The sequence below is a fragment of the Serratia bockelmannii genome (assembly GCF_008011855.1).
Classification (GTDB): domain Bacteria; phylum Pseudomonadota; class Gammaproteobacteria; order Enterobacterales; family Enterobacteriaceae; genus Serratia; species Serratia bockelmannii.
Map to the genome: position 1 here is coordinate 297,139 of NZ_VOUX01000003.1, position 25,156 is coordinate 322,294.

The 25,156-nt window shown below is 59.4% G+C and carries 18 protein-coding genes; 11 read left to right on the forward strand and 7 right to left on the reverse strand.

Going from position 1 to position 25,156, the window contains the following annotated elements:
• Window positions 1-7: 7 nt before the first annotated feature.
• From rsmE to FOT55_RS05955, 3 genes are all read right to left on the reverse strand, one after another.
• The gene (gene rsmE, locus FOT55_RS05945; RefSeq protein WP_049194742.1) at window positions 8-739 is read right to left on the reverse strand and encodes a 16S rRNA (uracil(1498)-N(3))-methyltransferase; all 732 of its coding nucleotides are present in this window, start codon (window positions 737-739) and stop codon (window positions 8-10) included.
• A gap of 69 nt (window positions 740-808) precedes the next feature.
• The gene (gene endA, locus FOT55_RS05950; RefSeq protein ID WP_025304243.1) at window positions 809-1,504 is read right to left on the reverse strand and encodes a deoxyribonuclease I; all 696 of its coding nucleotides are present in this window, start codon (window positions 1,502-1,504) and stop codon (window positions 809-811) included.
• Window positions 1,505-1,605: 101 nt separating this feature from the next.
• Entirely contained in the window at window positions 1,606-2,118 is a 513-nt protein-coding gene (locus tag FOT55_RS05955; RefSeq protein ID WP_004937462.1) for a SprT family zinc-dependent metalloprotease, read from the reverse strand.
• A 349-nt stretch (window positions 2,119-2,467) separates the two neighbouring features.
• Between FOT55_RS05955 and fumA the strand changes: the two genes are divergently transcribed.
• Window positions 2,468-4,114, forward strand: a complete 1,647-nt coding sequence (gene fumA, locus FOT55_RS05960) for a class I fumarate hydratase FumA (RefSeq protein ID WP_025304241.1) — start codon at window positions 2,468-2,470, stop codon at window positions 4,112-4,114.
• 150 nt (window positions 4,115-4,264) lie between these two features.
• Window positions 4,265-5,131 carry a helix-turn-helix domain-containing protein gene (locus tag FOT55_RS05965; protein ID WP_147823228.1) on the forward strand — a complete coding sequence of 289 codons (867 nt, stop codon included), beginning with the start codon at window positions 4,265-4,267 and terminating at the stop codon, window positions 5,129-5,131.
• Here the strand turns inward: FOT55_RS05965 and FOT55_RS05970 are convergent.
• Window positions 5,055-6,107 (reverse strand): XdhC family protein, encoded by a 1,053-nt coding sequence (locus FOT55_RS05970; RefSeq protein WP_147823229.1) that lies wholly within the window; start codon window positions 6,105-6,107, stop codon window positions 5,055-5,057. The genes FOT55_RS05965 and FOT55_RS05970 overlap by 77 nt on opposite strands.
• Window positions 6,108-6,115: 8 nt before the next feature.
• Window positions 6,116-6,700 carry a nucleotidyltransferase family protein gene (locus FOT55_RS05975; RefSeq protein ID WP_147823230.1) on the reverse strand — a complete coding sequence of 195 codons (585 nt, stop codon included), beginning with the start codon at window positions 6,698-6,700 and terminating at the stop codon, window positions 6,116-6,118.
• 208 nt (window positions 6,701-6,908) lie between these two features.
• On the opposite strand from FOT55_RS05975, the gene FOT55_RS05980 reads away from it, so the two are divergent.
• The 3 genes from FOT55_RS05980 to FOT55_RS05990 are packed head-to-tail and all read left to right on the forward strand — an operon-like array spanning window position 6,909 to window position 11,481.
• The gene (locus tag FOT55_RS05980) at window positions 6,909-9,698 is read left to right on the forward strand and encodes a xanthine dehydrogenase family protein molybdopterin-binding subunit (RefSeq protein WP_147823231.1); all 2,790 of its coding nucleotides are present in this window, start codon (window positions 6,909-6,911) and stop codon (window positions 9,696-9,698) included.
• A complete protein-coding gene (locus FOT55_RS05985; RefSeq protein WP_025304236.1) occupies window positions 9,695-10,249 on the forward strand; it encodes a (2Fe-2S)-binding protein in 555 nt (184 codons plus the stop codon). The genes FOT55_RS05980 and FOT55_RS05985 overlap by 4 nt, the downstream gene beginning before the upstream one ends.
• Complete coding sequence (locus tag FOT55_RS05990) at window positions 10,246-11,481, forward strand: cytochrome c (RefSeq protein WP_147823232.1); 1,236 nt, start codon at window positions 10,246-10,248, stop codon at window positions 11,479-11,481. The genes FOT55_RS05985 and FOT55_RS05990 overlap by 4 nt, the downstream gene beginning before the upstream one ends.
• A gap of 63 nt (window positions 11,482-11,544) precedes the next feature.
• Here FOT55_RS05990 and FOT55_RS05995 read toward each other — a convergent pair whose 3' ends face one another.
• Entirely contained in the window at window positions 11,545-12,921 is a 1,377-nt protein-coding gene (locus tag FOT55_RS05995; RefSeq protein WP_025304234.1) for an amino acid permease, read from the reverse strand.
• 631 nt (window positions 12,922-13,552) lie between these two features.
• Here FOT55_RS05995 and pdhR point away from each other — a divergent pair.
• From pdhR to yacL, 6 genes are all read left to right on the forward strand, one after another.
• Complete coding sequence (pdhR, locus tag FOT55_RS06000; protein ID WP_004937490.1) at window positions 13,553-14,317, forward strand: pyruvate dehydrogenase complex transcriptional repressor PdhR; 765 nt, start codon at window positions 13,553-13,555, stop codon at window positions 14,315-14,317.
• Between the two features lie 165 nt (window positions 14,318-14,482).
• Window positions 14,483-17,146 carry a pyruvate dehydrogenase (acetyl-transferring), homodimeric type gene (gene aceE / locus FOT55_RS06005; protein WP_025304233.1) on the forward strand — a complete coding sequence of 888 codons (2,664 nt, stop codon included), beginning with the start codon at window positions 14,483-14,485 and terminating at the stop codon, window positions 17,144-17,146.
• 13 nt (window positions 17,147-17,159) lie between these two features.
• Window positions 17,160-19,043, forward strand: coding sequence for a pyruvate dehydrogenase complex dihydrolipoyllysine-residue acetyltransferase (gene aceF, locus FOT55_RS06010; protein ID WP_043141312.1), 1,884 nt, complete (start codon window positions 17,160-17,162; stop codon window positions 19,041-19,043).
• Window positions 19,044-19,276: 233 nt separating this feature from the next.
• Window positions 19,277-20,701, forward strand: a complete 1,425-nt coding sequence (gene lpdA / locus FOT55_RS06015; RefSeq protein ID WP_004937500.1) for a dihydrolipoyl dehydrogenase — start codon at window positions 19,277-19,279, stop codon at window positions 20,699-20,701.
• A 516-nt stretch (window positions 20,702-21,217) separates the two neighbouring features.
• Window positions 21,218-23,815, forward strand: a complete 2,598-nt coding sequence (gene acnB / locus FOT55_RS06020; RefSeq protein ID WP_038872455.1) for a bifunctional aconitate hydratase 2/2-methylisocitrate dehydratase — start codon at window positions 21,218-21,220, stop codon at window positions 23,813-23,815.
• A 139-nt stretch (window positions 23,816-23,954) separates the two neighbouring features.
• Window positions 23,955-24,317 carry a protein YacL gene (gene yacL / locus FOT55_RS06025; RefSeq protein WP_004937507.1) on the forward strand — a complete coding sequence of 121 codons (363 nt, stop codon included), beginning with the start codon at window positions 23,955-23,957 and terminating at the stop codon, window positions 24,315-24,317.
• Between the two features lie 32 nt (window positions 24,318-24,349).
• On the opposite strand, the gene speD is transcribed toward yacL, so the two are convergent.
• On the reverse strand, window positions 24,350-25,144 hold the full coding sequence (speD, locus tag FOT55_RS06030; protein ID WP_004937510.1) for an adenosylmethionine decarboxylase: 795 nt from the start codon (window positions 25,142-25,144) through the stop codon (window positions 24,350-24,352).
• Between the last annotated feature and the right edge of the window lie 12 nt (window positions 25,145-25,156).

Consider the following 25,156-nt stretch of genomic DNA (forward strand, 5'->3'; position numbering starts at 1 on the left):
TTCTCCTTTAACCCAGGTCGCCGAAGCGGACCTGCAGAGCGGTAATGGCGGTGAGCGCTGTGGTTTCGGTACGCAGAACGCGTGGTCCCAGCAGAATATCAGTAAATCCGTGGTCGGTGGTCATGGCGATTTCGTCGGCGGACAAACCGCCTTCCGGGCCGATCAGCAGACGGACGCGGTCTACCGGCTGCGGCAGCGTGTTGATGCTGTGGCTGGCGCGCGGATGCAGGTTGAGCTTCAGGCTGCCGTCCTGCTCGGCGCACCAGGCCTCCAGCGACATCGCCTCGCGGATTTCGGGAATGCGGTTGCGGCCGCACTGTTCGCAGGCGGCGATGGCGATCTTTTGCCATTGCTGGATTTTCTTCGCCAGACGCTCGCCGTCCAGTTTGACGCCGCAGCGCTCGGAAAATAGCGGGGTAATGACGTTGACGCCCAGCTCTATGGATTTCTGAATGGTGAACTCCATCTTCTCGCCGCGCGAGATCACCTGGCCCAGATGCAGGTTGAGCGGCGATTCGATGTCATCCACGCGGCCGTCGCCGAGGCGCACCAGCACGCTCTTTTTGTCCACCCGAACTATCTCGGCGTCGAACACCTGGTTGCTGCCGTCGAACAGCTGCAGCGCCTGGCCGGCGCTCATGCGCAGCACGCGGCCGACGTGGTTGGCGGCGTCCTCGCTGAGGGCGATCTCCGCCCGATCGGTCAACGGCTGTGGATGGTAAATGCGGGGTATGCGCATGGGTTGTCTGATCCTGACGAAACGGCGCCGCGGGTTGGCGGCGCCATGAAAGATAAAGGCTATAGTAGGTTAGCTTTTCCGCTGCTGACAAGCCTGTTGAATATAGGGGTTGTGGTTGCCCTGCACCTTGGCGATACGTGCTTCACGCTGACATTCCCATTGGCTCACAGGATATTGCCGGTTCCACACCTCGAACAGCTGGGTTTGCTGGCGTGACAGCCGCAGCTGGTAGCGATCGCGCATGTAGAAGTAGGTGCGGGCAATGGCGCCGCGGGCGCGGGCGGGCGGCTCCGCCTGTTTATTCTTGAAGTCCACCTTCATTGGGCATTGCCCGTACTGGCCTGCGCCGCCGTTCCATTGGCTGTACATGAAGTTGTTGCGGTCGCCGTTCACTTCGCCGATCGCCGGCTGCAGGTTGTGCAGATCGGTTTCTATCTGGCGATAGGTGGCGTCCTTGTTGCAATTTTTGCGCCCGCCGTCCTGCCAACACTGCAGCTGGTGACCGAACTGCCAGGCCGGCACTACGTGTTCCCATTCGATGCGCTGTGCGCGCTGGGCGTTTTTACGCACTTGATAGCCGCAGCCGGCGAGATCCGGGATGCCCTTCTTGCCCTGCCAGTCGATGCGGCAGCCGCAGTAAAAGCTGCCCGGCGCATCCTGATTAATCTTGGCCGCCGCCGCTTTGGCCTGAGAGAAGTTATTGATGCCGTGCGCCTGTACGGCGCCTGCGGCGAAAACCGCCATAAACAAAATTCTGCGAAGCATATTCCAAAACAGCTCAAAATTGGAAAAGCAGGCAGGGTAACGGAACTTGCCGGCAGTGGCAAATGGCGATATTTGCTTGTTTTAACGTATAAATCGTTTAACTAAAGGTTCTCGCTAGCAAGAAATTTCAGTTTTTCGCCGCACCGGCGGCAGCGGTATTCACTTTCGCCGCGCAGCACGCGGTTATGGCGGCGAATGGTGAGCTGGTGCTGCCCGCAGCCGCAGCGGTAGGGGAAGGTTTTGCTTTGCACCGAGGCGGTTTCGAAACGGTGAGTGCGGCTGGCGGGGGTCAGTAGCACGCTTTCCATCATCCAGCGCCATTCGCGGCCGTGCGGCGCCACACGGCCGAATTGGCGAAACACCAGCAGGTGCGCCAACTCATGCGGCACCACCTCATCGATAAACGGCTGTTGGTTTTCCAGCAGCAGCACCGGGTTCAGACGGATTTCCCAGCTTTGCAGCCAGGCGGTGCCCGCGCTGGTGCCGCGTTGCTGATAGACGATGCTGGGTTCGGGGAACTCGACGGCAAAATGCTGGCGTGCCAACTGCAGCTTTTCTCGCAGGCAGCGCATCACCGCTTGTTGCAGCGCGATGGGGATTCTTGGTTTGTTCATTGCGGCTAGCTTAAGCAATGGCACGGCGGCTGACAATATGCTCCGACGCAAATCCGCATCCGCGTTTTTTCGCCACATTGATAAAGCGATCGCCGTCGATGGATTGTAATCAATGTGTTAACTGCGGGATAATAAAGCGTGCATGATGAGCCTGTACCCGCAGTTCTCACCGAGCAAGGTTGAAACGCCGCCTGTGGTAATCCCTTACGCAAAGAGCGGTTATTTTGCGATTTGGCGCAATAACTGACTGATTAAAAATACGTAAGGTGGAGGCAGTTTTTTGACAAGGTGCCGCCTCGCGCGCCACAAGTGTGAATTTAACGCAGCTGATGTTGCAAGTGAGAGATCAATGTCGAATAAACCGTTCCACTATCAAGATCCGTTCCCGCTGAAGAAAGACGATACCGAATATTATCTGCTGAGCCGCGACCACGTTTCCGTGAGCGAGTTTGAAGGCCAGGAAATACTGAAAGTTGCCCCTGAAGCGTTAACCCTGCTTGCCCAGCATGCGTTCCACGACGCCTCGTTCATGCTGCGCCCGGCGCATCAACAGCAGGTGGCCGATATCCTCGACGATCCGGACGCCAGCGAAAACGACAAGTACGTTGCGCTGCAATTTCTGCGTAACTCAGAAATCGCCGCCAAGGGTATTTTACCGACCTGCCAGGATACCGGCACGGCGATCATCGTCGGCAAAAAGGGCCAGCGCGTCTGGACCGGCGGCGGCGATGAAGAAGCGCTGTCGCGCGGGGTGTACAACACCTACATCGAAGAGAACCTGCGCTATTCGCAGAACGCCGCGCTGGATATGTACAAAGAGGTCAATACCGGCAGCAACCTGCCGGCGCAGATCGATCTCTACAGCGTGGACGGCGAAGAATACAAATTCCTGTGCATCGCCAAGGGCGGTGGTTCTGCCAACAAAACCTATCTGTATCAGGAAACCAAGGCGCTGCTGTCGCCGGGCAAGCTGAAAAACTACCTGGTCGACAAGATGCGCACGCTGGGCACTGCGGCCTGCCCGCCGTACCACGTGGCGTTCGTCATCGGCGGCACCTCGGCGGAAGCGACGCTGAAAACCGTCAAACTGGCCTCGACCAAGTATTACGATGGCCTGCCGACCGAAGGCAACGAGCATGGTCAGGCGTTCCGCGATCTGGAACTCGAAGCGGAACTGCTGCAAGAAGCGCAGAACCTGGGGCTGGGCGCGCAGTTCGGCGGCAAATACTTCGCGCACGATATCCGCGTGGTGCGCCTGCCGCGCCACGGCGCGTCCTGCCCGGTCGGCATGGGCGTCTCCTGCTCGGCAGACCGCAACATCAAAGGCAAGATTAACCGCGACGGCATCTGGCTGGAAAAACTGGAGCACAATCCGGGTAAATTCATTCCTCAGGAGCTGCGCCAGGCCGGGGAAGGCGAGGCGATCAAAGTCGATCTCAACCGTCCAATGGCCGAGATCCTCAAACAGCTGTCGCAGTACCCGGTTTCCACCCGTCTGTCGTTGAGCGGCACCATCATCGTCGGCCGCGATATCGCGCACGCCAAGCTGAAAGAGCGCCTGGATCGCGGGGAAGGCCTGCCGCAGTACGTCAAGGATCACCCGATCTACTACGCCGGCCCGGCTAAAACGCCGGAAGGCTATGCGTCCGGTTCCTTGGGGCCGACCACCGCCGGGCGTATGGACTCCTACGTCGATCTGCTGCAATCCCACGGCGGCAGCATGATCATGCTGGCGAAAGGCAACCGCAGCCAGCAGGTGACGGATGCCTGCCACAAGCACGGCGGCTTTTACCTCGGCAGCATCGGCGGCCCGGCGGCGGTGCTGGCGCAGCAGAGCATCAAGAGCCTGGAGTGCGTGGAGTACCCTGAGCTGGGCATGGAAGCGATCTGGAAAATCGAAGTGGAAGATTTCCCGGCGTTTATCCTGGTGGATGACAAAGGCAATGACTTCTTCCAGAAGATTCAGGCCGGTCAGTGCTCCAGCTGTCTGAAATAATCGCTGCCCCCTTCGCCGCCCGCGGGCGGTGAAGGGGAGTGTGTAAAGTCCTGTAGCTTGCTGGACGTCGAGTTTTAACCTGTATACCCTACGCGGGTAGCACTAAAATTCGACTAATGGAATATCGGCAACAGAAGGTTCGGCAAGCACATGGGAACGCAGGAAAGTCACATCAAGGAATTGCTGGTCTGGATTGAAGATAACCTGACCAATCCGCTGTCGTTGGATATCGTTTCTGCCAAGTCAGGCTACACGAAATGGTACCTGCAGCGCATGTTCAAAAAGCAGACCGGATTATCGTTAGCCTCGTATATCCGCGCTCGCCGCCTCTACCTCGCCGCCTTCGCCTTGCGCTTCACGCAGAAGAGCATTCTAGACATTTCGGTTGAATATCAATTCGATAATCAGCAGACATTCTCGCGCTGTTTCAAAAAGCACTTCGCCGAATCGCCCAGCGTGTATCGCCATGCCCGCAAGCAGGACTTCAGCAATCTGGTGCGTTCGCTGGCGGCCAGCCAGCCCGGCGATATTCAGGTCGAACGCGTCAGCATCGCCAGAGGGCAATATGCCTTTCACGGCAAACATTACGCGTACCATCTGGATATCGAGAAGCTGGACAAGTCGCACCTGCCGCAGCGCAGCGCGCTTCGGGCGCAGTTCTACACCTTGTTGGGTGAGCGCCCGGCACAAACCTATTCGTTTACCCAGCTGGTGCCGGACGGCGAGCGGGTCAGGGTCGATTATACCCTGGGCGTGACGACGGAATACCCGCTGCGCGAAGGCGTGGCGCTGGAGCCGCTGCCGGAGATCCACGGCGAGTTTTGCCGTTTTCGCTATTCCGGCAAGCCGGTGGCGCTCAACGACCACATCATTAAAATTTACACGCAGGTGCTACCCGAAATGGGGCTGGCCCGCGGTGACGGGCCAGACATGACGGTGTTCAGCTATTCGCTGAGCGGGAAAGAGGAGCTGTACCTGGAGCTGCAGCATCTGGTGCCGGTGGTGCCGTTGCACTGATCCCGTCGGCGGCCGGCCGCCGGTTTTTCTGCTGCACGATCGCCGCCATCACTGCCAGGGCGATCTCCGCCGGCGTTTTGCTGCCCAGCGGCAGGCCGATCGGCGCATGAATGCGTTCCAACTCCTGCGGCGTGAATTCGGCAATCTGCTGCAACCGCTGGCGCCGCCGCGCGCTGTTTCTGAGCGAGCCCATGGCGCCGATGTAAAACGCCGGAGTGTGGATCGCTTCCATCAGCGTCAGGTCATCCATACGCGGATCGTGGGTCAGCGCCACGACGGCGGTATTGGCGTGGCAACCGCCGTCCTCAATGAACTTGGCCGGAAACTGGCGCAGCAGCGTCACGCCCGGTTTCAGCTCGGCGGCGAAGTTATCCAGCGCCTCCGGGCGGCTCTCGCACACCAGCACCTCAAACCCCAGCGCCACGGCGAAGTCGGCGCAGTACAGCGCCACGCTGGACAACCCGGCGATCAGCAGGCGCGGCGCGGCCGCGATGTGCAGGGTGATCTGCTCGAGCCGGCGTTCGACCTGGGTGGCGCTGGTGAAGTGGCTCTGCTCAAGGCTGTGGCAGGCGTGGGGCAGCGTCAGGTGTTTGATCAACGCGTGATGCCCTTCCAGCGCGCCGGCGATGCGTTGCATATAAGCGACGCTGGCTTCTCCCGCCGGCAGATACTCGATCAGCACGTCCAGCACGCCGCCGCAGGGCAGCGCCACGTTGGGCGTTATGCCGCCTTCGCCATAACGGATCACCTGGCTGGCCGCCTGATACTCCCCGGCGGCTACGCGCCGTAGAAAGTCCTCCTCCACGCACCCGCCTGACAATGAACCGCTGTAGCGGCCGTCTCGGGTCGCGGCCATCAACGCGCCCGGCGACCGCGGCGAAGAGCCATAGGTACTGAGCACGGTGCATAACCAGACCGGCTGTTGCTGCAGCCAGCTTATCGCCTGGCTGACCACGGTGACATCAAGATGTTGCATAGGTGAATTTACTCGCTGGCCGGGAGTTGCGATGGAAGATCAATATCCTGCACGACGCCGGGGTGCTCAAGCGGCAGCAGGTGCACTGCCGCGCCTTGCAGCAGTTCACGCGCGCCATTATCGCCGCGCAGTTGGCAAAGCGGTTTGCGCAATCGGGCGGAAAAGCCGACCGGGTGACCGGGCTGTTGCGCATAGCAGGGGCGCACGATCGCGTGTTGCCGTAAGGCATCCGCCACCTGTCGGAAAACGTCGGCGCCGACGAACGGCATATCGGCCAGGTGGATCAGCCAGCCCTGCCAGTGCGGCGTGGCCGCAACGCCCGCGGCGATCGAGTCGCCGAGGCCCGCGCTGGCGAGCAGGGTGACCGGCACTTGCTTGGCGGCGCAGGCTGCCAGCACCGGCAGATTATCCGGCCGGGTTACCACCTGTACCGGCAGGCCGGAAGCCAGCGCCTGGCGCAGAGTGTGTTCGAACAGCGATCGCTGCTCGCCCGCTGCATCGGCGAATCCGGCGTTCAATTTGTTGCCCTGGCCGCCGGCCTGGATAAAGCGCTCCCCGTGTCCGGCGGCGGTAATGACAATGCCCGTGGTCATGCTTGAAGTCCGCGTTTGCGCAAATTATTTATTAGCCTACAAACTACCTGTGTTTTGCAAATGTTTTTTTGTTGAAAACAGCCTGTTAATCATCACATAATTTTAGTTATAAGCATATGCTTATGACGTCTACGGCAAGGTCGTCAGCGTTTGCGCAACAACACCGCGAACAAAAACCAATTACAAGAAAGACGTGAAGGACTTATTTATGAGCAATTTCAACCCGTCGCGGCGCCGCTTTATCAAAAGCGCCGTGATTGCGGGGGTGTCTGTGTATCTCGCCCCCCTGTACAGCCGCGCCTACGCCGCGCTGTTCGAGCAAAAAATCCTCCAGTCGCCCAACTGGGATCCGCAGACCAAACGCGTCCGTTTCCGCATCGATGGCCGCGCCAAGGTCATGGGGCAGAAGGTGTTCGCGCGCGATATCCGCGCGGTGGACATGCCGCACTGGCCGCAGAAACAGGCGCACGCCTTCATTCTGCGCGTCACCAAAGCCGACCGGCTGTTCGAAGGGGTCGATCTGTCGCTGTTGGGGGACGACCTGCAGCCGGATCGCCTGGTGACGGCGGAAGATCTGGCGCGCGATGGCCTGGCCTTCCCGGCGTTCTACGGTGACGACATGCTGCTGCCGAGCGGCAAAACCCCGGCCTACCTCGGCCAGGCGGTGGCGATCCTGATCTATCACGACTTCGCCCGATTCCGCTTTGCCAAGGACAAGCTGAAATTCCGTGAAGAGACCATCAAATTCGGCGCGGTCACCGGCCCGCTGGAGCGCGATCCCTGGGGCAGCTTCCGCTATGTGCGGGTGGGGGGCGATCAACCGTTCGACGACGATCGCTTCTCCAGCCTGAAGGACACGCCAATCTTCCCGGTATCGATGAAAAAGCACCTGCCGGTGTGGCCGGAAGGGCGCGAGGGCGGCAAGCTGGATCAGGAAGGCATGCGCTATGCGGGCCAGATCGCCGACGAGATGGCCAACCCGCCGGCCGACTGGCTGGTGATGTCACGCCGCTACACCACGCAGTCGATCGATACCTCGGCGCTGGAGCCGGACAACGCCAACGGCTGGTTCGACGCGCAGACGCAAACCCTGCATCTGGTGGTGCCGACCCAGTCGCCGCAGGAAGTGGCCGACGAGATGCCGCGCATGCTGGCCAAGCGCAACCCGCCGGTGAAACAGCTGATCCTGCACCCGTGCTACACCGTGGGCTACGGCTCGAAAGATCACTACAACTTCCCCTATTACGGCGCAGTGGCGGCGATGTACGGCGACGGCCACCCGGTGCGCCTGGCCAATGACCGCTTCGAGCAGTTCCAGACGGCGCTGAAGCGCCACGCGTTCGACATGAACTATCGCATCGCGGTGAATCGCCAGACCGGCGTTATGCAGTCGTTCCTCGGTGACATGACGGCGGACGGCGGCGGCCGCAGCAACTTTACCCCTTCGGTGGTGATGGTCGGCGCGACCGCCGCCCAGTCGATTTACTACTTCCCAAAAAGCGATCTGTCGTCGGTCGGGCTGGCCTCACGCGCCATCGACGCCGGTTCGGCGCGCGGTTACGGCACGCTGCAGAGCATGGCCGCCACCGAGATGATGGTGGATGAGCTGGCCGCCGAGCTGAAGATCGACCCGATCGAGTTCCGCCTGCGCAACGTGCTGAAATCCGGCATGAAAAATACCCAAGGGGCGATCCCGGCCGGTGCGATCCGCGCCGATGAAGTGCTGGAGAAGGCGGCGAAGCATGAGATGTGGCTCAAGCGCGCCGAACGCAAGGCCAAGTTTGAGAGCCGCTATCCCGGCAAGCGCTATGGCGTTGGCTTCGGCTGCGTGCAGAAAGACTTCGGCACCGGGGCGGAAACCTCGTTCGCCCGGGTGGAGCTGAGCGAAGACGGGCGCATCACCCTGCATCACAGCGGCGCGGAGATGGGCACCGGCATGTCGACCTCGCAGTCGGTACTGTGCGCGCAGTGGCTGGGCAAACCGGCCGACGAAGCGCACTTCTCGGTCACCGACTGGTCGGTACTGCCGATGGTCACCAGCGGCGATCCTTACCTGATGTCGCAAGAAGAGCAGGACAAGCTGCAAACCAACCCCAACTGGACGCCGAGCTACTGTTCGCCGTCGAGCGCCAGCAATTCGGCCTATTACTTCTCGCACAGCACCCGCGAAGCGGCGCGCCTGATCTTCGATCACGGCCTGTGGCCGGCGGCGATGGCGCTGTGGCAGGCCGGTATCGGCGGCGGCCAGGCGGCGCCGCTGGTGGTGCGGCGCGAAGATGCGCGTTGGGTCGAAGGCGGCCTGACGGCGGCGGGCATGTCGGTGCTGAGCCTCGAGCTGCTGGCCAAGACGGCTTATCAGATGGGCGGCGTCACCGGCGCGGCGGTGCACGTGTTCAACCGCTGGCAGTGGGCGGAGGCCGATTTCACGTTGAACGGCAAAAGCGAGCGCCTGCCGGTTGACGGCATGGCGCTGCGCAACGCCGGCGGCGAATTCAAACCGCTGGCGCGCGGGCAGGTCTATTATCCGCCGACCCAGCGCAACAATGCGGCGGTGACCTACTACAGCGCCGTTGGCACGCTGGCGGAAGTGGCGGTGGATATCGCCACCGGCCAGGTGGAATTGCTGAATCACCACTCGATCATGGAGTGTGGCAACCTGATCGTGCCGGAACTGGTTTCCGGCCAACTGCAGGGCGGGCTGGCGATGGGGATCGGCCATGCGCTGCACGAATATTTACCACTGTACGAAGACGGCCCGGGCAACGGCACCTGGAACTTCAACCGTTACCACCTGCCGCGCGCTAGTGACGTGGCGGTGTGGAAGCAGAGCGGCGACATCCTGCCGGCGCTGTCGGAAACCGATCCGCCGAAAGGCATGGCGGAGGTGGTGATGATCCCGATCGTGGCCGCGCTGGTCAACGCCATCGCCGACGCCACCGGCCACCGTTTCCGTGATTTGCCCGTTCGTGCAGAAAATATTCGTGAGGTATTACAATGAGCATTAAAACCCAGCCGATTTCCCTGACCATCAACGAAAAGCAGTACGGCCCGATCGAGGTGCCGGAAGGCTTGATGATGATCGATTTCCTGCACGAGTACCTTGACCTGACCGGTTCGCGCCTCGGCTGCGGGCAGGGCATTTGCCACGCCTGCGTGGCGATCGTCGATCACCCGAGCGGCACTAGCGAAGAGGTGCGCACCTGCATCACCGGCGCGCATTTCTTCAACGGCAAGAAAGTGCGTACCGTCGAAGGCCATGCCAAGGTGGACGAGCAGGGCGAGGTGGTTGAACTGTCGCCGATCCAGCAGGCGTTTCTGGAGCACTACAGCTTCCAGTGCGGCTACTGCACGCCGGGCTTCGTCAACGCCGCCACCATTTTCGTGGAAAAGCTCAAGCGTGAGCCGATCGCCCGCGAACAGCTGGAAAACGCCATCGAGCAGGCGCTGGACAGCCACATCTGCCGCTGCACCGGCTACGTGCGCTACTACGAAGCGGTGCGCGACGTGGTGCTGAAAACGCCGGGCCTGCTGAAGGAGACGGCGCAATGAAAAAACGTCTCGCAGTGTTGATTGTGCTGGTGGCGATCGTGGTGATTGCGCTGCTGTGGTGGCGGGAAAACCGCCGTTACGACGGCCCGGTGCAGCAGGTGACCGCCAGCGCCGAACAGATCGCGCGCGGCCGCTATCTGGCGCAGGCCGCCGACTGCGCCGCCTGCCATACCGCCAGCGGCGGGGCGCCGTTGGCCGGCGGCTATCCGCTGGACACGCCGTTCGGCACGATTTACGGCAGCAACCTGACGCCGTCGGCCGACCACGGCATCGGGCGCTGGAGCAAGGACGACTTCTTCCTGGCGCTGACGCAGGGCGTGGCGCCGGGCGGGCGGCACCTGTACCCGGCGATGCCTTACACCTCGTACAAGGGCATGTCGCGTCAGGACGCCGACGACATCTACGCTTACCTGATGACGCGCCCGGCGGTGGACGTGGCCATTCCGGCCAACGAGATGCCGTTCCCGTTCAACCAGCGCATGGCGCTGATCGGCTGGAACCTGCTGTTCCGCAGCCAGGATCCGCTGCCGGCCAGTTCGCAGGGCAACTCGCCGCAATGGCAGCGCGGCCGCTATCTGGCCGACGTGCTGGGCCACTGTGGCGAATGCCACACGCCGCGCGGCGCGCTGGGGCAGATGGATCTCGGCAAGCCGATGCAGGGCGGCGATCTCGGCCGCTTCATGGCGCCGGACATTACGCCGCACGGCCTGGCGCAGCGCGGCTGGACGCCGCAGGACGTCAGCCGCTTCCTCGGCACCGGCCTCGCGCCGCAGGGTTCGGCCTTCAGTGAGATGCATATGGTGGTGGATCTCAGCACCCGTCATTTGACGCCAGAAGACCATCAGGCGCTGGCGCTGTATCTGATGGGCGAGCAGCCGCCAGCGGCGGTGCCGGTGAAAATGGGGCAGGGCAGCGATGCCGGGCGCATGACCTATCTGGATCAGTGCGCCGGCTGTCATGCGCGCGAAGGCGAAGGCAAACCGCACGTCGCACCGGCGATGCGCGATAACGCCACGCTGCGCCAGGCGGACGGCAAGAACCTGATCGTGTCGGTGCTGGACGGCCTGCCGGCCCAGCAGTTCCCGAACGGTGAAAGCATGCAGAGCATGCCGGGCTTCGGCGAGCGTCTGAGCGATGCCGACGTGGCGGAACTGGTAAATTACCTGCGGGTGACCTGGGGCGGTTTGCCGGCGGACGTCACCGCCGAGCAGGTGAAAGCGCTGCGCAAGTAAGCGGCGTTCAGACGAAAAAAATGGCCCGCATCTGCGGGCCATTTTATTGCGCGGTCACGGGATTCAACGGCTGGTGACGCCGTCGACGCGTTGGCTGCGCTGTTTGATGGCGTAACCGACGGCCAGGATCGCCACCCATACCGGGATCAGCAGCACCGAGATTTGAATGCCCGGCGTCAGGTACATGATCACCAGGATGCCGGCCATGAACAGCAGGCACAGGTAGTTGCTGAACGGGTACCAGAACGCTTTGAACTTCGGCACCACGCCTTCGCGGTTTTTGGCGGCGCGGAACTTCAGGTGCGCCAGGCTGATCATCGCCCAGTTGATCACCAGCGCCGACACCACCAACGCCATCAGCAGTTCGAAGGCACGGCCCGGGATCAGGTAGTTAATCAGCACGCACAGCGCGGTGGCGAGGGCGGAGATGCCGATGGCCACCACCGGCACGCCGCGGCCGTCGACCTTCAGCAGGCTTTTCGGGCCGTTGCCCTGCTGCGCCAGACCGTACAGCATGCGGCTGTTGCAGTAGACGCAGCTGTTGTACACCGACAGCGCGGCGGTGAGCACCACGACGTTCAGCACGGTCGCCACCAGGTTGCTGTTCAGCGCGTGGAAGATCAGCACGAACGGGCTGCCGCCTTCGACCACTTTGCCCCACGGGTACAGCGACAGCAGAATGGCCAGCGAACCGATATAGAAGATCAGGATGCGGTAGATCACCTGATTGGTGGCTTTCGGAATGCTCTTTTGCGGGTTGTCGGCTTCGGCGGCGGTGATGCCAACCAGTTCGAGGCCGCCGAAGGAGAACATGATCACCGCCATCGCCATCACCAGGCCCATGACGCCGTTCGGGAAGAACCCGCCCTGCGCCCACAGGTTGGTGACGGTGGCTTCCGGGCCGCCCATGCCGCTGAACAGCAGGTAGGCGCCGAACACGATCATGCCGATAATCGCCACCACCTTGATGATGGCGAACCAGAACTCCATCTCGCCGTAAACTTTAACGTTGGCGAGGTTGATGGCGTTGATCGCCAGGAAGAATACCGCGGCGGAGACCCAGGTCGGGATCTCCGGCCACCAGTACTGCACGTAGATGCCGACCGCGGTCAGCTCCGCCATCGCCACCAGGACATACAGCACCCAGTAGTTCCAGCCGGAGGCGAAGCCGGCGAAGTTGCCCCAGTATTTGTAGGCGAAGTGGCTGAAGGAACCGGCGACCGGCTCTTCCACCACCATTTCCCCCAGCTGGCGCATGATCAGAAACGCAATGAAGCCGCCGATGGCGTAGCCGAGAAGCACTGACGGGCCGGCCATTTTTATTGTTTGAGCGATACCGAGAAATAACCCGGTACCGATTGCGCCACCTAAGGCGATGAGCTGAATATGGCGGTTTTTCAGGCCGCGTTTCAGCTGGTCACCCTGCTGTTGACCATCCATCAATCTAACCCTCTGTCGTTGTGAATGCCCACCTGCCTGTAAAGCAGTGGTTACGATGTGTGTTTTGTTTTATTTACGGCGTTATAGCTATTAATTCCACGGCGCCGCTACCGTTTGGCAGAGAATAATGTTATGCGCGTCGGTTTGCACCTGCTTTGTCGTGTGAGTGATTAAGATTGCAGCAGTTTAGGAAACAAAATGCGGGTTGTGTGACGGCGGGGGGGATTCAGTGCATGAAATAAGCAACAAATCACATAATGCGCAAAAATAACGTAGATCTGAACGGTGGGGTGCGTTCAAATAATGAACGAACCGCCGTTGCGCTGCTCGCCAAATAGCCATTCATTAAAGCGTCATAACCATGCAATAAAACTCGGGCAAAAAGTTTGCACTCTGCCTTGCGTAAGGTTTGGTAAAAGTTAAATCCCAAACCCATCGCGTAAATGGTAATACCATCACGGCGTTACCGGTTTGCAGCGGGGTTTTCAGCGGGGTGTTAAAATGTGCGGGTAACCTGATTTCGATCAAGGCCCGTATGGACAGGAGGTGAATACTTTGTTACTTTACCGTCACGTTTTTGAAATTGGTATTACCAATTGACTCCGCGCCATTCGCAGAGAAGAATTCACTCATGGCCTACAGCAAAATCCGCCAACCCAAGTTGTCAGATGTTATCGAGCAACAGCTCGAATACCTGATCCTCGAGGGGACACTGCGCCCAGGCGAAAAACTGCCTCCGGAGCGCGAGCTGGCGAAACAATTTGATGTCTCCCGTCCTTCTCTGAGAGAGGCCATTCAGCGCCTTGAAGCGAAAGGGCTGCTCCTGCGCCGTCAGGGTGGCGGCACCTTCGTGCAAACTAATCTGTGGCAGAGCTTCAGCGATCCGCTGGCCGAGCTGTTGGCCGACCATCCCGAATCACAGTTCGATCTGCTGGAAACCCGTCACGCGCTGGAAGGCATTGCCGCCTATTACGCGGCGCTGCGCGGCACCGATGAAGATCTGGCGCGCATCCGCGATTGCCACATCGTGATTCAACAGGCTCAAGACAGCGGCGATCTCGACGCCGAGGCCGATGCGGTCATGCAGTATCAAATAGCCGTGACTGAAGCCGCTCACAACGTTGTGTTACTTCACCTGCTACGCTGCATGGGGCCGATGCTGGAACAGAACGTGCGTCAGAACTTTGAATTGCTCTACTCGCGCCGTGAGATGTTGGCAAAAGTGAGCAGCCACCGCGCCGGAATTTTTGAGGCGATTGTGGCACGCGAGCCGGAAAAGGCCCGTGAAGCCTCGCATCGCCACTTGGCGTTTATCGAGGAAATCTTGCTGGATCTCAGCCGGGAGCATACTCGGCGCGAGAGATCGCTACGGCGTCTCCAGCAACGCAAGGATTAAGAGCTGTCCTCTTCAGGGTACACCAGCCTGCGGGGGTTAAGTTCGAGGTACTTAGTTAAGTACTTAAGCGGCAACTAAACTGATGGGCCTGTCTTCGTGTGTTTTTGCACAGAGCACAGGAAGACAGGCTCCAAACAAACCATTAGACAGATAAGGAATACCACCATGTCAGAACGTTTAAACAATGACGTGGATCCGATCGAAACCCGCGACTGGCTGCAGGCGATCGAATCGGTCATCCGTGAAGAGGGTGTTGAGCGAGCTCAGTTTCTGATTGATCAGGTATTGGGAGAAGCCCGCAAAGGCGGCGTTAACGTTGCGGCCGGTGCTGCAGCGCACAACTACGTCAACACCATCGCGGTAGAAGACGAACCGGCCTACCCAGGCAACCTGGATCTGGAACGCCGCATTCGCTCTGCGATCCGTTGGAACGCGATCATGACCGTTCTGCGCGCATCCAAAAAAGACCTGGAGCTGGGCGGCCACATGGCTTCCTTCCAGTCTTCCGCGACCTTCTATGAAGTCTGCTTTAACCACTTCTTCCGCGCACGCAACGAGAAAGACGGCGGCGACCTGGTGTACTTCCAGGGCCACATCTCTCCGGGCGTTTACGCGCGTGCCTTCCTTGAAGGCCGCCTGACCGAAGAACAGATGAACAACTTCCGTCAGGAAGTGCACGGCAACGGCCTGTCCTCTTACCCGCATCCTAAGCTGATGCCGGAATTCTGGCAGTTCCCGACCGTATCCATGGGCCTGGGCCCAATCAGCGCCATCTATCAGGCGAAGTTCCTGAAATACCTGGAACACCGCGGCCTGAAAGACACCTCTGAGCAGACCGTTTACGCCTTCCTGGGCGACGGTGAGATGGATGAGCCGGAATCCAAAGGCGCCATCACCATCGCGACTCGCGAGAAGCTGGACAACCTGGTGTTCGTCATCAACTGCAACCTGCAGCGCCTGGACGGCCCGGTCACTGGTAACGGCAAGATCATCAACGAACTGGAAGGTATCTTCTCCGGCGCAGGCTGGCAGGTGCTGAAAGTGATCTGGGGCGGCCGTTGGGATGAGCTGCTGCGCAAAGACACCAGCGGTAAACTGGTTCAGCTGATGAACGAGACCCTGGACGGCGACTACCAGACCTTCAAATCCAAAGACGGCGCTTACGTGCGCGAGCACTTCTTCGGCCGTTACCCGGAAACCGCGGCGCTGGTCAAAGACATGACCGACGACGAAATCTGGGCGCTGAACCGTGGTGGTCACGATCCGAAGAAAATCTTCGCTGCACTGAAAAAAGCGCAGGACACCAAAGGCAAACCGACCGTTATCCTGGCCCACACCATCAAAGGTTACGGCATGGGTGAAACCGCGGAAGGTAAAAACATCGCTCACCAGGTGAAGAAAATGAACATGGAAGGGGTTCACCACTTCCGCGATCGTTTCAATGTGCCGGTTGCCGATGCTGACATCGAAAAACTGCCGTACATCACCTTCGAGAAAGAATCCGAAGAGTACAAATACCTGCACGAACGTCGCCAGGCGCTGAAAGGCTACGTGCCAACCCGTCTGCCGGAGTTCACCCAGAAGCTGGAAATGCCGGCGCTGGAAGATTTCAGCTCGCTGCTGGAAGAGCAGAACAAAGAGATCTCCACCACTATCGCCTTCGTGCGTGCCCTGAACGTGATGCTGAAGAACAAGTCGATCAAAGATCGCCTGGTGCCAATCATCGCCGACGAAGCGCGTACCTTCGGTATGGAAGGTCTGTTCCGTCAGATCGGTATCTACAGCCCGAACGGCCAGCAGTACACCCCGCAGGACCGTGAGCAGGTTGCTTACTACAAAGAAGACGAGAAAGGTCAAATCCTGCAGGAAGGCATCAACGAACTGGGTGCAGCCTCTTCCTGGCTGGCCGCAGCGACTTCCTACAGCACCAACGATCTGCCGATGATTCCGTTCTACATCTACTACTCGATGTTCGGTTTCCAACGTATCGGCGACCTGTGCTGGGCAGCGGGCGACCAACAGGCGCGTGGCTTCCTGATCGGCGGGACCTCGGGCCGTACTACCCTGAACGGCGAAGGTCTGCAGCACGAAGATGGCCACAGTCACATTCAGTCTCTGACCATCCCTAACTGCATCTCTTACGATCCGGCTTACGCGTACGAAGTGGCGGTGATCATGCACGACGGTCTGGTGCGCATGTATGGCGACAACCCAGAAAACGTGTACTACTACCTGACCACGCTGAACGAAAACTACCACATGCCTGCGATGCCGCAGGGTGCGGAAGAAGGTATCCGCAAGGGTATCTACAAGCTGGAAACGCTGGAAGGCAGCAAAGGCAAGGTACAGCTGCTGGGCTCCGGCGCTATCCTGCGCCACGTGCGCGAAGCTGCGCAGATCCTGGCGAAGGACTACGGCGTGGGTTCCGACACCTACAGTGTGACCTCGTTCACCGAACTGGCGCGCGACGGCCAGGATTGCGAGCGTTGGAACATGCTGCACCCAACCGAAACGCCACGCGTGCCTTACATCGCTCAGGTGATGAGCGACGCGCCAGCGGTAGCGTCTACCGACTACATGAAACTGTTCGCTGAACAGGTTCGTACTTATGTGCCGGCCAGCGATTATCGCGTACTGGGCACCGACGGCTTCGGTCGTTCGGACAGCCGCGAAAACCTGCGTCACCACTTCGAAGTCGATGCATCTTACGTGGTGGTTGCTGCTCTGGGGGAACTGGCTAAACGCGGTGAGATTGAAGCTTCTGTGGTTGCTGATGCAATCAAGAAATTCGATATCAACCCGGAAAAAGTTAACCCGCGTCTGGCCTAAGAGGTACTGAATAATGTCTATCGAAATCAACGTACCGGACATCGGTGCAGATGAAGTCGAAATCACCGAGATTCTGGTGAAGGTCGGCGATAAAGTTGAAGCGGAACAATCGCTGATCACCGTGGAAGGCGACAAGGCTTCCATGGAAGTGCCATCCCCTCAGGCGGGCGTGGTGAAAGAGATTAAAGTGGCGGTCGGCGATAAAACCGAAACCGGCAAACTGATCATGATCTTCGAAGCGGCAGGCGCAGCGGAAGCTGCACCGGCGGCGAAAGCGGAAGAAAAACCGGCGGCAGCAGCAGCTGCCCCGGCTGCCGCTGCGGCCAAAGACGTTGCTGTGCCGGACATCGGCGCCGACGAAGTCGAAGTGACCGAGATCCTGGTGAAAGTGGGCGACAAGGTGGAAGCCGAGCAGTCCCTGATCACTGTGGAAGGCGACAAGGCTTCCATGGAAGTCCCTGCGCCGTTCGCGGGCACCGTGAAAGAGATCAAGATCGCGACCGGCGACAAAGTGAAAACCGGTTCCCTGATCATGGTGTTCGAAGTGGCTGGCGCCGCTTCCGCTGCCGCCCCGGCTGCGGCTGAAGCTCCTGCCGCCGCTGCAGCGCCTGCGGCCTCTGCGGCCAAAGACGTCGCCGTGCCGGATATCGGCGGTGACGAAGTCGAAGTGACCGAGGTGATGGTTAAGGTGGGCGACAAGGTTGCCGCCGAGCAGTCTCTGATCACCGTGGAAGGCGACAAGGCCTCCATGGAAGTGCCTGCTCCGTTCGCGGGTACCGTGAAAGAGATCAAGATCGCGACCGGCGACAAAGTGAAAACCGGCTCCCTGATCATGGTGTTCGAAGTGGAAGGCGCTGCGCCTGCCGCCGCCGCCGCTCCAGCCGCTAAAGCGGACGCTGCGCCGGCGCCGGCCGCCGCTAAAGCCGCCGCTCCGGCTGCGAAAGCTGACGACAAAGGCGAGTTCGCCGAGAACGCGGCATACGTGCACGCGACCCCGGTCATTCGTCGTCTGGCGCGTGAATTCGGCGTTAACCTGGCGAAAGTGAAAGGCACCGGTCGTAAAGGCCGCATCCTGCGCGAAGACGTTCAGACTTACGTGAAAGACGCGGTGAAACGCGCTGAAGCAGCTCCGGCTGCTGCCGGCGGCGGTCTGCCAGGCATGTTGCCATGGCCGAAAGTGGACTTCAGCAAGTTCGGCGAGATCGAAGAAGTTGAAATGGGCCGCATCCAGAAGATCTCTGGCGCGAACCTGAGCCGCAACTGGGTGATGATCCCGCACGTGACTCACTTCGACAAAACCGACATCACCGATCTGGAAGCGTTCCGCAAGCAACAGAACGAAGAAGCGGCCAAGCGCAAGCTGGACGTGAAGTTCACGCCTGTCGTGTTCATCATGAAAGCCGTTGCTGCCGCTCTGGAGCAGATGCCGCGCTTCAACAGCTCGCTGTCCGAAGATGGCCAGAAGCTGACGCTGAAGAAATACATCAACATCGGCGTGGCGGTAGATACCCCGAACGGCCTGGTGGTTCCGGTGTTCAAGGACGTGAACAAGAAGAGCATCACTGAGCTGTCTCGCGAACTGATGGCCATCTCCAAGAAAGCGCGCGACGGCAAGTTGACCGCGGGCGAGATGCAGGGCGGCTGCTTCACCATCTCCAGCCTGGGCGGCATCGGGACGACTCACTTCGCGCCGATCGTCAACGCGCCGGAAGTGGCTATCCTGGGCGTCTCCAAGTCTGCGATGGAGCCGGTCTGGAACGGTAAAGAGTTCATGCCGCGCCTGATGATGCCGATGTCGCTGTCCTTCGACCACCGCGTTATTGACGGTGCCGATGGTGCGCGCTTCATCACCATCATCAACAACATGTTGTCCGACATTCGCCGTCTGGTGATGTAATGCAAAAGGGGCGCAGCATGCTGCGCCCCTGACGATTCTGTAGCAGTTTTGTCGGATTTTGCACAACTCGACAAAATTGTTGAGACACGGGTCACTCGAACACGCTTTGCAGATTATTAACAATTCTGTAAACTGCTCGCGGTGTAAGCGTCCCGGTGGATGAAGGGCGTTATGAGATCGATTAGCAATAAAAATGACGTCTGACCCGCCGGACAATCAATTAAGAGGTCATGATGAGTACTGAAATTAAAACTCAGGTCGTGGTACTTGGGGCGGGCCCGGCAGGTTACTCTGCAGCCTTTCGTTGCGCTGACTTAGGTCTTGAAACCGTTCTGGTTGAACGTTATTCCACTCTGGGCGGGGTTTGCCTGAACGTGGGATGTATCCCTTCCAAAGCACTGCTGCACGTTGCCAAAGTGATCGAAGAAGCCAAAGCGCTGGCCGAACACGGCATCGTTTTCGGCGAGCCGAAAACCGACATCGACAAAGTGCGCGTCTGGAAAGAAAAAGTCATCACTCAGCTGACCGGCGGTCTGGCTGGCATGGCGAAAGGCCGTAAAGTGAAAGTGGTCAACGGCTTGGGCAAGTTCACCGGCGCTAACACCCTGGTTGTGGAAGGCGAAAACGGCCCAACCACCATCAACTTCGACAACGCCATCATCGCTGCAGGTTCTCGTCCGATCCAACTGCCATTCATTCCTCATGAAGATCCACGCGTGTGGGATTCCACCGATGCGCTGGAGCTGAAAACCGTCCCAGAGCGTCTGCTGGTTATGGGCGGCGGCATCATCGGCCTGGAAATGGGCACCGTATACCATGCGCTGGGTTCACAGATCGACGTCGTTGAAATGTTCGATCAGGTTATCCCGGCGGCAGATAAAGACGTGGTGAAAGTCTTCACCAAACGTATCAGCAAGCAGTTCAACCTGATGCTGGAAACCAAAGTGACCGCAGTAGAAGCCAAAGAAGACGGCATCTACGTCACGATGGAAGGTAAAAAAGCGCCGGCAGAACCACAGCGTTACGACGCGGTGCTGGTGGCGATCGGCCGCGTGCCGAACGGCAAACTGCTGGATGCCGGTAAAGCCGGTGTTGAAGTTGACGAGCGTGGCTTCATCAACGTCGACAAACAGCTGCGCACCAACGTGCCGCACATCTTCGCTATCGGCGACATCGTCGGTCAGCCGATGCTGGCGCACAAAGGCGTGCACGAAGGCCACGTTGCCGCAGAAGTTATCGCCGGCATGAAGCACTACTTCGATCCGAAAGTGATCCCATCCATCGCTTACACCGAGCCGGAAGTGGCATGGGTGGGTCTGACCGAGAAAGAAGCGAAAGAGAAAGGCATCAGCTACGAAACCTCCACCTTCCCGTGGGCGGCTTCCGGCCGTGCGATCGCTTCCGACTGTGCAGACGGCATGACCAAACTGATCTTCGACAAAGAAACTCACCGCATCATCGGTGGCGCGATTGTCGGCACCAACGGCGGCGAGCTGCTGGGTGAAATCGGTCTGGCTATCGAGATGGGCTGCGACGCGGAAGACATCGCGCTGACCATCCACGCTCACCCGACCCTGCACGAATCCGTGGGCCTGGCGGCGGAAATCTACGAAGGCAGCATCACCGACCTGCCTAACCCGAAAGCCAAGAAGAAGTAATTCTGCTGGCTTGACCGGTTAACAAGCGGCTCCTGAGAAGGGGCCGTTTTTTTTTTGCTCAGATGCACCAAGCGGTATTTTTGTGGCCGCTGCGCCAAATTCCGATCCTCCTGCTTATATCCACTCTAACTATATGGATATAATGCCCTGCTAGTCCGGCAGCCGATTACGCTGCGCTCAACGATTCAGCAAAGATTTAATGTTGCTTTTATGTGAACGAATTAACAACCGTTTCAAATCCTGATATGCTGGCTGAGCGGAACCGGGCACTGTACCTTACAGTCCAGGACATCGACAGCAGTGCCCCGTCAGGATAGATGGCATCAATATCGCCGTGCGCTCTACCCATCAGTCTTTCATGCTGTAACGCTGTTTGACCGTGCTTGTTTGCCCCAATCACCGTTTCGGGGCCTTTACGGGCCGATCGCCTAGCCACAGAGTGAAACCCCAAGGGTATAAACCCGGTTTGCATATACGCCAGGCACAATAAATGACAATGAGAGCGAGGAGAACGTCGTGCTAGAAGAATACCGTAAGCACGTAGCCGAGCGTGCTGCTGAGGGCATCGCCCCTAAGCCGCTAGACGCCACCCAAATGGCCGCGCTGGTCGAACTACTGAAGAATCCGCCAAAAGGCGAAGAAGAATTCCTGTTAGACCTGCTGATTAACCGTGTTCCACCGGGCGTCGACGAAGCCGCCTACGTCAAAGCAGGTTTCCTGGCGGCCATCGCCAAAGGCGAAGCGACATCCCCCCTGGTTACCCCCGAGAAAGCCATTGAACTGTTAGGCACCATGCAGGGCGGTTATAACATTCATCCGCTGATCGATGCCCTGGACAACGAAAAGCTGGCGCCTATCGCCGCTAAAGCGCTGTCCCACACGCTGCTGATGTTCGACAACTTCTACGACGTGGAAGATAAGGCTAAGGCCGGTAACCCGCACGCCAAACAGATCATGCAGTCCTGGGCCGATGCCGAATGGTACCTGTCGCGCCCTGAGCTGGCGGAAAAGATCACCGTCACCGTGTTCAAAGTCACCGGCGAAACCAACACCGATGACCTTTCTCCGGCGCCGGACGCCTGGTCGCGTCCTGACATCCCGCTGCACGCGCTGGCGATGTTGAAAAACGAACGTGAAGGCATCGTGCCGGATCAGCCGGGCAGCGTTGGCCCGATCAAACAGATCGAGCTGCTGAACAAGAAAGGCTTCCCGCTGGCCTACGTCGGCGACGTGGTCGGCACCGGTTCCTCCCGTAAATCCGCCACCAACTCGGTGCTGTGGTTCATGGGTGATGACATCCCGCACGTGCCGAACAAGCGCGGCGGCGGCGTGGTGCTGGGCGGCAAGATTGCACCTATCTTCTTCAACACCATGGAAGATGCTGGCGCATTGCCGATCGAAGTGGACGTGTCCGAGCTGAACATGGGCGACGTGATCGACGTTTACCCGTACAAAGGTGAAGTACGCAACCACGAGACCGGTGCGCTGATCGCCAACTTCGAGCTGAAAACCGACGTGCTGCTGGATGAAGTGCGCGCCGGCGGCCGTATCCCGCTGATCATCGGCCGCGGCCTGACCACCAAGGCGCGCGAAGCGCTGGGCCTGCCGCACAGCGACGTGTTCCGTATCGCCAAACCGGTTGCCGCGAGCAGCAAAGGCTTCTCGCTGGCGCAGAAAATGGTCGGCCGCGCCTGCGGCGTCGCCGGCATTCGCCCTGGCGAATACTGCGAACCGAAGATGACCTCCGTCGGTTCTCAGGACACCACCGGCCCGATGACCCGCGATGAACTGAAAGACCTGGCCTGCCTCGGCTTCTCCGCCGATCTGGTCATGCAGTCGTTCTGCCACACCGCCGCGTACCCGAAACCGGTCGACGTGACCACGCACCACACGCTGCCTGACTTCATCATGAACCGCGGCGGCGTCTCGCTGCGTCCGGGCGACGGCGTGATCCACTCTTGGCTGAACCGTATGCTGCTGCCTGACACCGTCGGCACCGGCGGCGATTCCCACACCCGCTTCCCGATCGGCATCTCCTTCCCGGCCGGTTCCGGCCTGGTGGCGTTTGCCGCCGCGACCGGCGTGATGCCGCTGGATATGCCTGAGTCGGTGCTGGTGCGCTTCAAAGGCAAAATGCAGCCGGGCATCACCCTGCGCGATCTGGTGCACGCCATCCCTTACTACGCGATCCAGCAAGGGCTGCTGACCGTCGAGAAGAAGGGCAAGAAAAACATCTTCTCCGGCCGCATTCTGGAGATCGAAGGCCTGCCGGACCTGAAGGTCGAGCAGGCGTTTGAGCTGACCGATGCGTCCGCCGAACGTTCCGCAGCCGGTTGTACCATCAAGCTGGACAAGGCGCCGATCGAAGAGTATCTGAACTCCAACATCGTGCTGCTGAAGTGGATGATCTCCGAAGGCTACGGCGATCGCCGTACGCTGGAGCGCCGTATTCAGGGCATGGAAAAATGGCTGGCGGATCCGCAACTGCTGGAAGGCGATGCGGATGCGGAATACGCAGCGGTGATCGACATCGATCTGAACGAGATCAAAGAGCCGATCCTGTGCGCGCCGAACGATCCTGACGATGCACGCCTGCTGTCCGACGTGGCCAACAGCAAAATCGATGAAGTGTTCATCGGTTCTTGCATGACCAACATCGGCCACTTCCGCGCGGCCGGCAAGCTGCTGGATCAGCACAAGGGCCAGCTGCCGACCCGTCTGTGGGTGGCGCCGCCAACCAAGATGGATGCGGCTCAGCTGACCGAAGAAGGCTACTACAGCGTCTTCGGCAAGAGCGGTGCGCGTATCGAGATCCCGGGCTGCTCGCTGTGCATGGGCAACCAGGCGCGCGTGGCGGACGGCGCGACGGTGGTCTCCACCTCGACCCGTAACTTCCCGAACCGTCTGGGCACCGGTGCCAACGTCTATCTGGCGTCTGCCGAACTGGCCGCGGTAGCGTCCCTGTTGGGCCGCCTGCCGACGCCGGACGAGTACCAGACCTATATGGCGCAGGTCGACAAGACGGCGGCGGATACCTACCGCTACCTGAACTTTGACCAGCTGGGGCAGTACACCGAAAAAGCCGACGGCGTGATCTTCCAAACCGCCGTGTAAGCCGCTATATTGCGCAACTGTTTAACGGGAGGCCTTGGCCTCCCGTTTTATTTTGCTCAGTTGCCAACTTTGCGAGCGCTCACTGAGTTAGTCCGCCATTTATGTTTACACTAAGAAAAAGGGCTCAGGAGGGCATGCTATGGATTACGAATTTCTGCGTGACGTCACCGGTCAGGTGATCGTCAGATTTTCGATGGGGCATGAAGCGATTGGCCACTGGATCAACGAAGAAGTTAAAGGCGATTTCAACCTGCTGGACCGGATTGAAGCCGGTGCGGCCGAGGTCAAAGGCAGCGAGCGTCAATGGCAGCTGGAAGGCCATGAATATACGCTGCTGATGGATGGTGAAGAAGTGATGATCCGTGCCAATCAGCTGGAGTTCGAGGGCGATGAAATGGAAGAGGGGATGAACTACTACGACGAAGAAAGCCTCTCATTCTGCGGCGTTGAGGACTTCCTGCTGGTGTTGAAGGCCTATCGTTCTTTCATGCTGAAGTACTAAGCATCAGGGCGCGGCGTGCCGCGCCCTTTCCATCACAGATGCGGAATATTGCGGCCGTAATAGATTTCCTGCATCTCTTTCCATAACAGATCGGTGATCTGCTTGCGTTCGGCTGCGCTCAACGCCTCCGGCTCCGCGTTAAACAGGTAGTGCTTCAGATCGAAATCTTTCAGCAACATCTTGGTATGGAAGATATTTTCCTGGTAAACGTTCACGTCCATCATGTGGTACAGCGCCTTGATGTCTTCCGACATAAAGTTCTGGATCGAGTTGATCTCGTGATCGATGTAATGTTTCACGCCGTTCACGTCGCGGGTAAAACCGCGCACGCGATAGTCCATGGTGACGATGTCGGATTCCAGCTGGTGAATTAAGTAGTTCAGCGCCTTGAGGGGCGAAATGACGCCGCAGGTCGAGACCTCGATATCGGCGCGAAAGGTGCATAGCCCGCCTTCCGGATGGCTTTCCGGGTAGGTATGTACGCAGATATGGCTTTTGTCCAGGTGCGCGACGACCGTATTCGGCAACGGGCCTGGGTGTTCCGACGTATCGACGTCTTTCGGATCAATGGGCTCTTCGCTGACCAGGATGGTGACGCTGGCGCCCTGCGGCTCGTAGTCCTGACGCGCGATGTTCAGAATATTGGCGCCGATGATCGAGCAGGTCTCGCTCAGGATCTCGGTCAGCCGGTTGGCGTTATATTGTTCGTCTATGTAGGCGATATAGCCGTCGCGATCGTCCGCGGTTTTGGCATAACAAATATCGTAAATACAAAAACTCAGGCTCTTGGTCAGGTTGTTGAAGCCGTGCAGTTTTAGCTTATGCAATTTAGGCCACCT

Excerpts from the sequence above, each read along its gene's own strand:
- rsmE (WP_049194742.1), bottom strand. The coding sequence starts at position 739 with ATGCGCATACCCCGCATTTACCATCCACAGCCGTTGACCGATCGGGCG.
- endA (WP_025304243.1), bottom strand. The coding sequence starts at position 1,504 with ATGCTTCGCAGAATTTTGTTTATGGCGGTTTTCGCCGCAGGCGCCGTA.
- FOT55_RS05955 (WP_004937462.1), bottom strand. The coding sequence starts at position 2,118 with ATGAACAAACCAAGAATCCCCATCGCGCTGCAACAAGCGGTGATGCGC.
- fumA (WP_025304241.1), top strand. The coding sequence starts at position 2,468 with ATGTCGAATAAACCGTTCCACTATCAAGATCCGTTCCCGCTGAAGAAA.
- FOT55_RS05965 (WP_147823228.1), top strand. The coding sequence starts at position 4,265 with ATGGGAACGCAGGAAAGTCACATCAAGGAATTGCTGGTCTGGATTGAA.
- FOT55_RS05970 (WP_147823229.1), bottom strand. The coding sequence starts at position 6,107 with ATGCAACATCTTGATGTCACCGTGGTCAGCCAGGCGATAAGCTGGCTG.
- FOT55_RS05975 (WP_147823230.1), bottom strand. The coding sequence starts at position 6,700 with ATGACCACGGGCATTGTCATTACCGCCGCCGGACACGGGGAGCGCTTT.
- FOT55_RS05980 (WP_147823231.1), top strand. The coding sequence starts at position 6,909 with ATGAGCAATTTCAACCCGTCGCGGCGCCGCTTTATCAAAAGCGCCGTG.
- FOT55_RS05985 (WP_025304236.1), top strand. The coding sequence starts at position 9,695 with ATGAGCATTAAAACCCAGCCGATTTCCCTGACCATCAACGAAAAGCAG.
- FOT55_RS05990 (WP_147823232.1), top strand. The coding sequence starts at position 10,246 with ATGAAAAAACGTCTCGCAGTGTTGATTGTGCTGGTGGCGATCGTGGTG.
- FOT55_RS05995 (WP_025304234.1), bottom strand. The coding sequence starts at position 12,921 with ATGGATGGTCAACAGCAGGGTGACCAGCTGAAACGCGGCCTGAAAAAC.
- pdhR (WP_004937490.1), top strand. The coding sequence starts at position 13,553 with ATGGCCTACAGCAAAATCCGCCAACCCAAGTTGTCAGATGTTATCGAG.
- aceE (WP_025304233.1), top strand. The coding sequence starts at position 14,483 with ATGTCAGAACGTTTAAACAATGACGTGGATCCGATCGAAACCCGCGAC.
- aceF (WP_043141312.1), top strand. The coding sequence starts at position 17,160 with ATGTCTATCGAAATCAACGTACCGGACATCGGTGCAGATGAAGTCGAA.
- lpdA (WP_004937500.1), top strand. The coding sequence starts at position 19,277 with ATGAGTACTGAAATTAAAACTCAGGTCGTGGTACTTGGGGCGGGCCCG.
- yacL (WP_004937507.1), top strand. The coding sequence starts at position 23,955 with ATGGATTACGAATTTCTGCGTGACGTCACCGGTCAGGTGATCGTCAGA.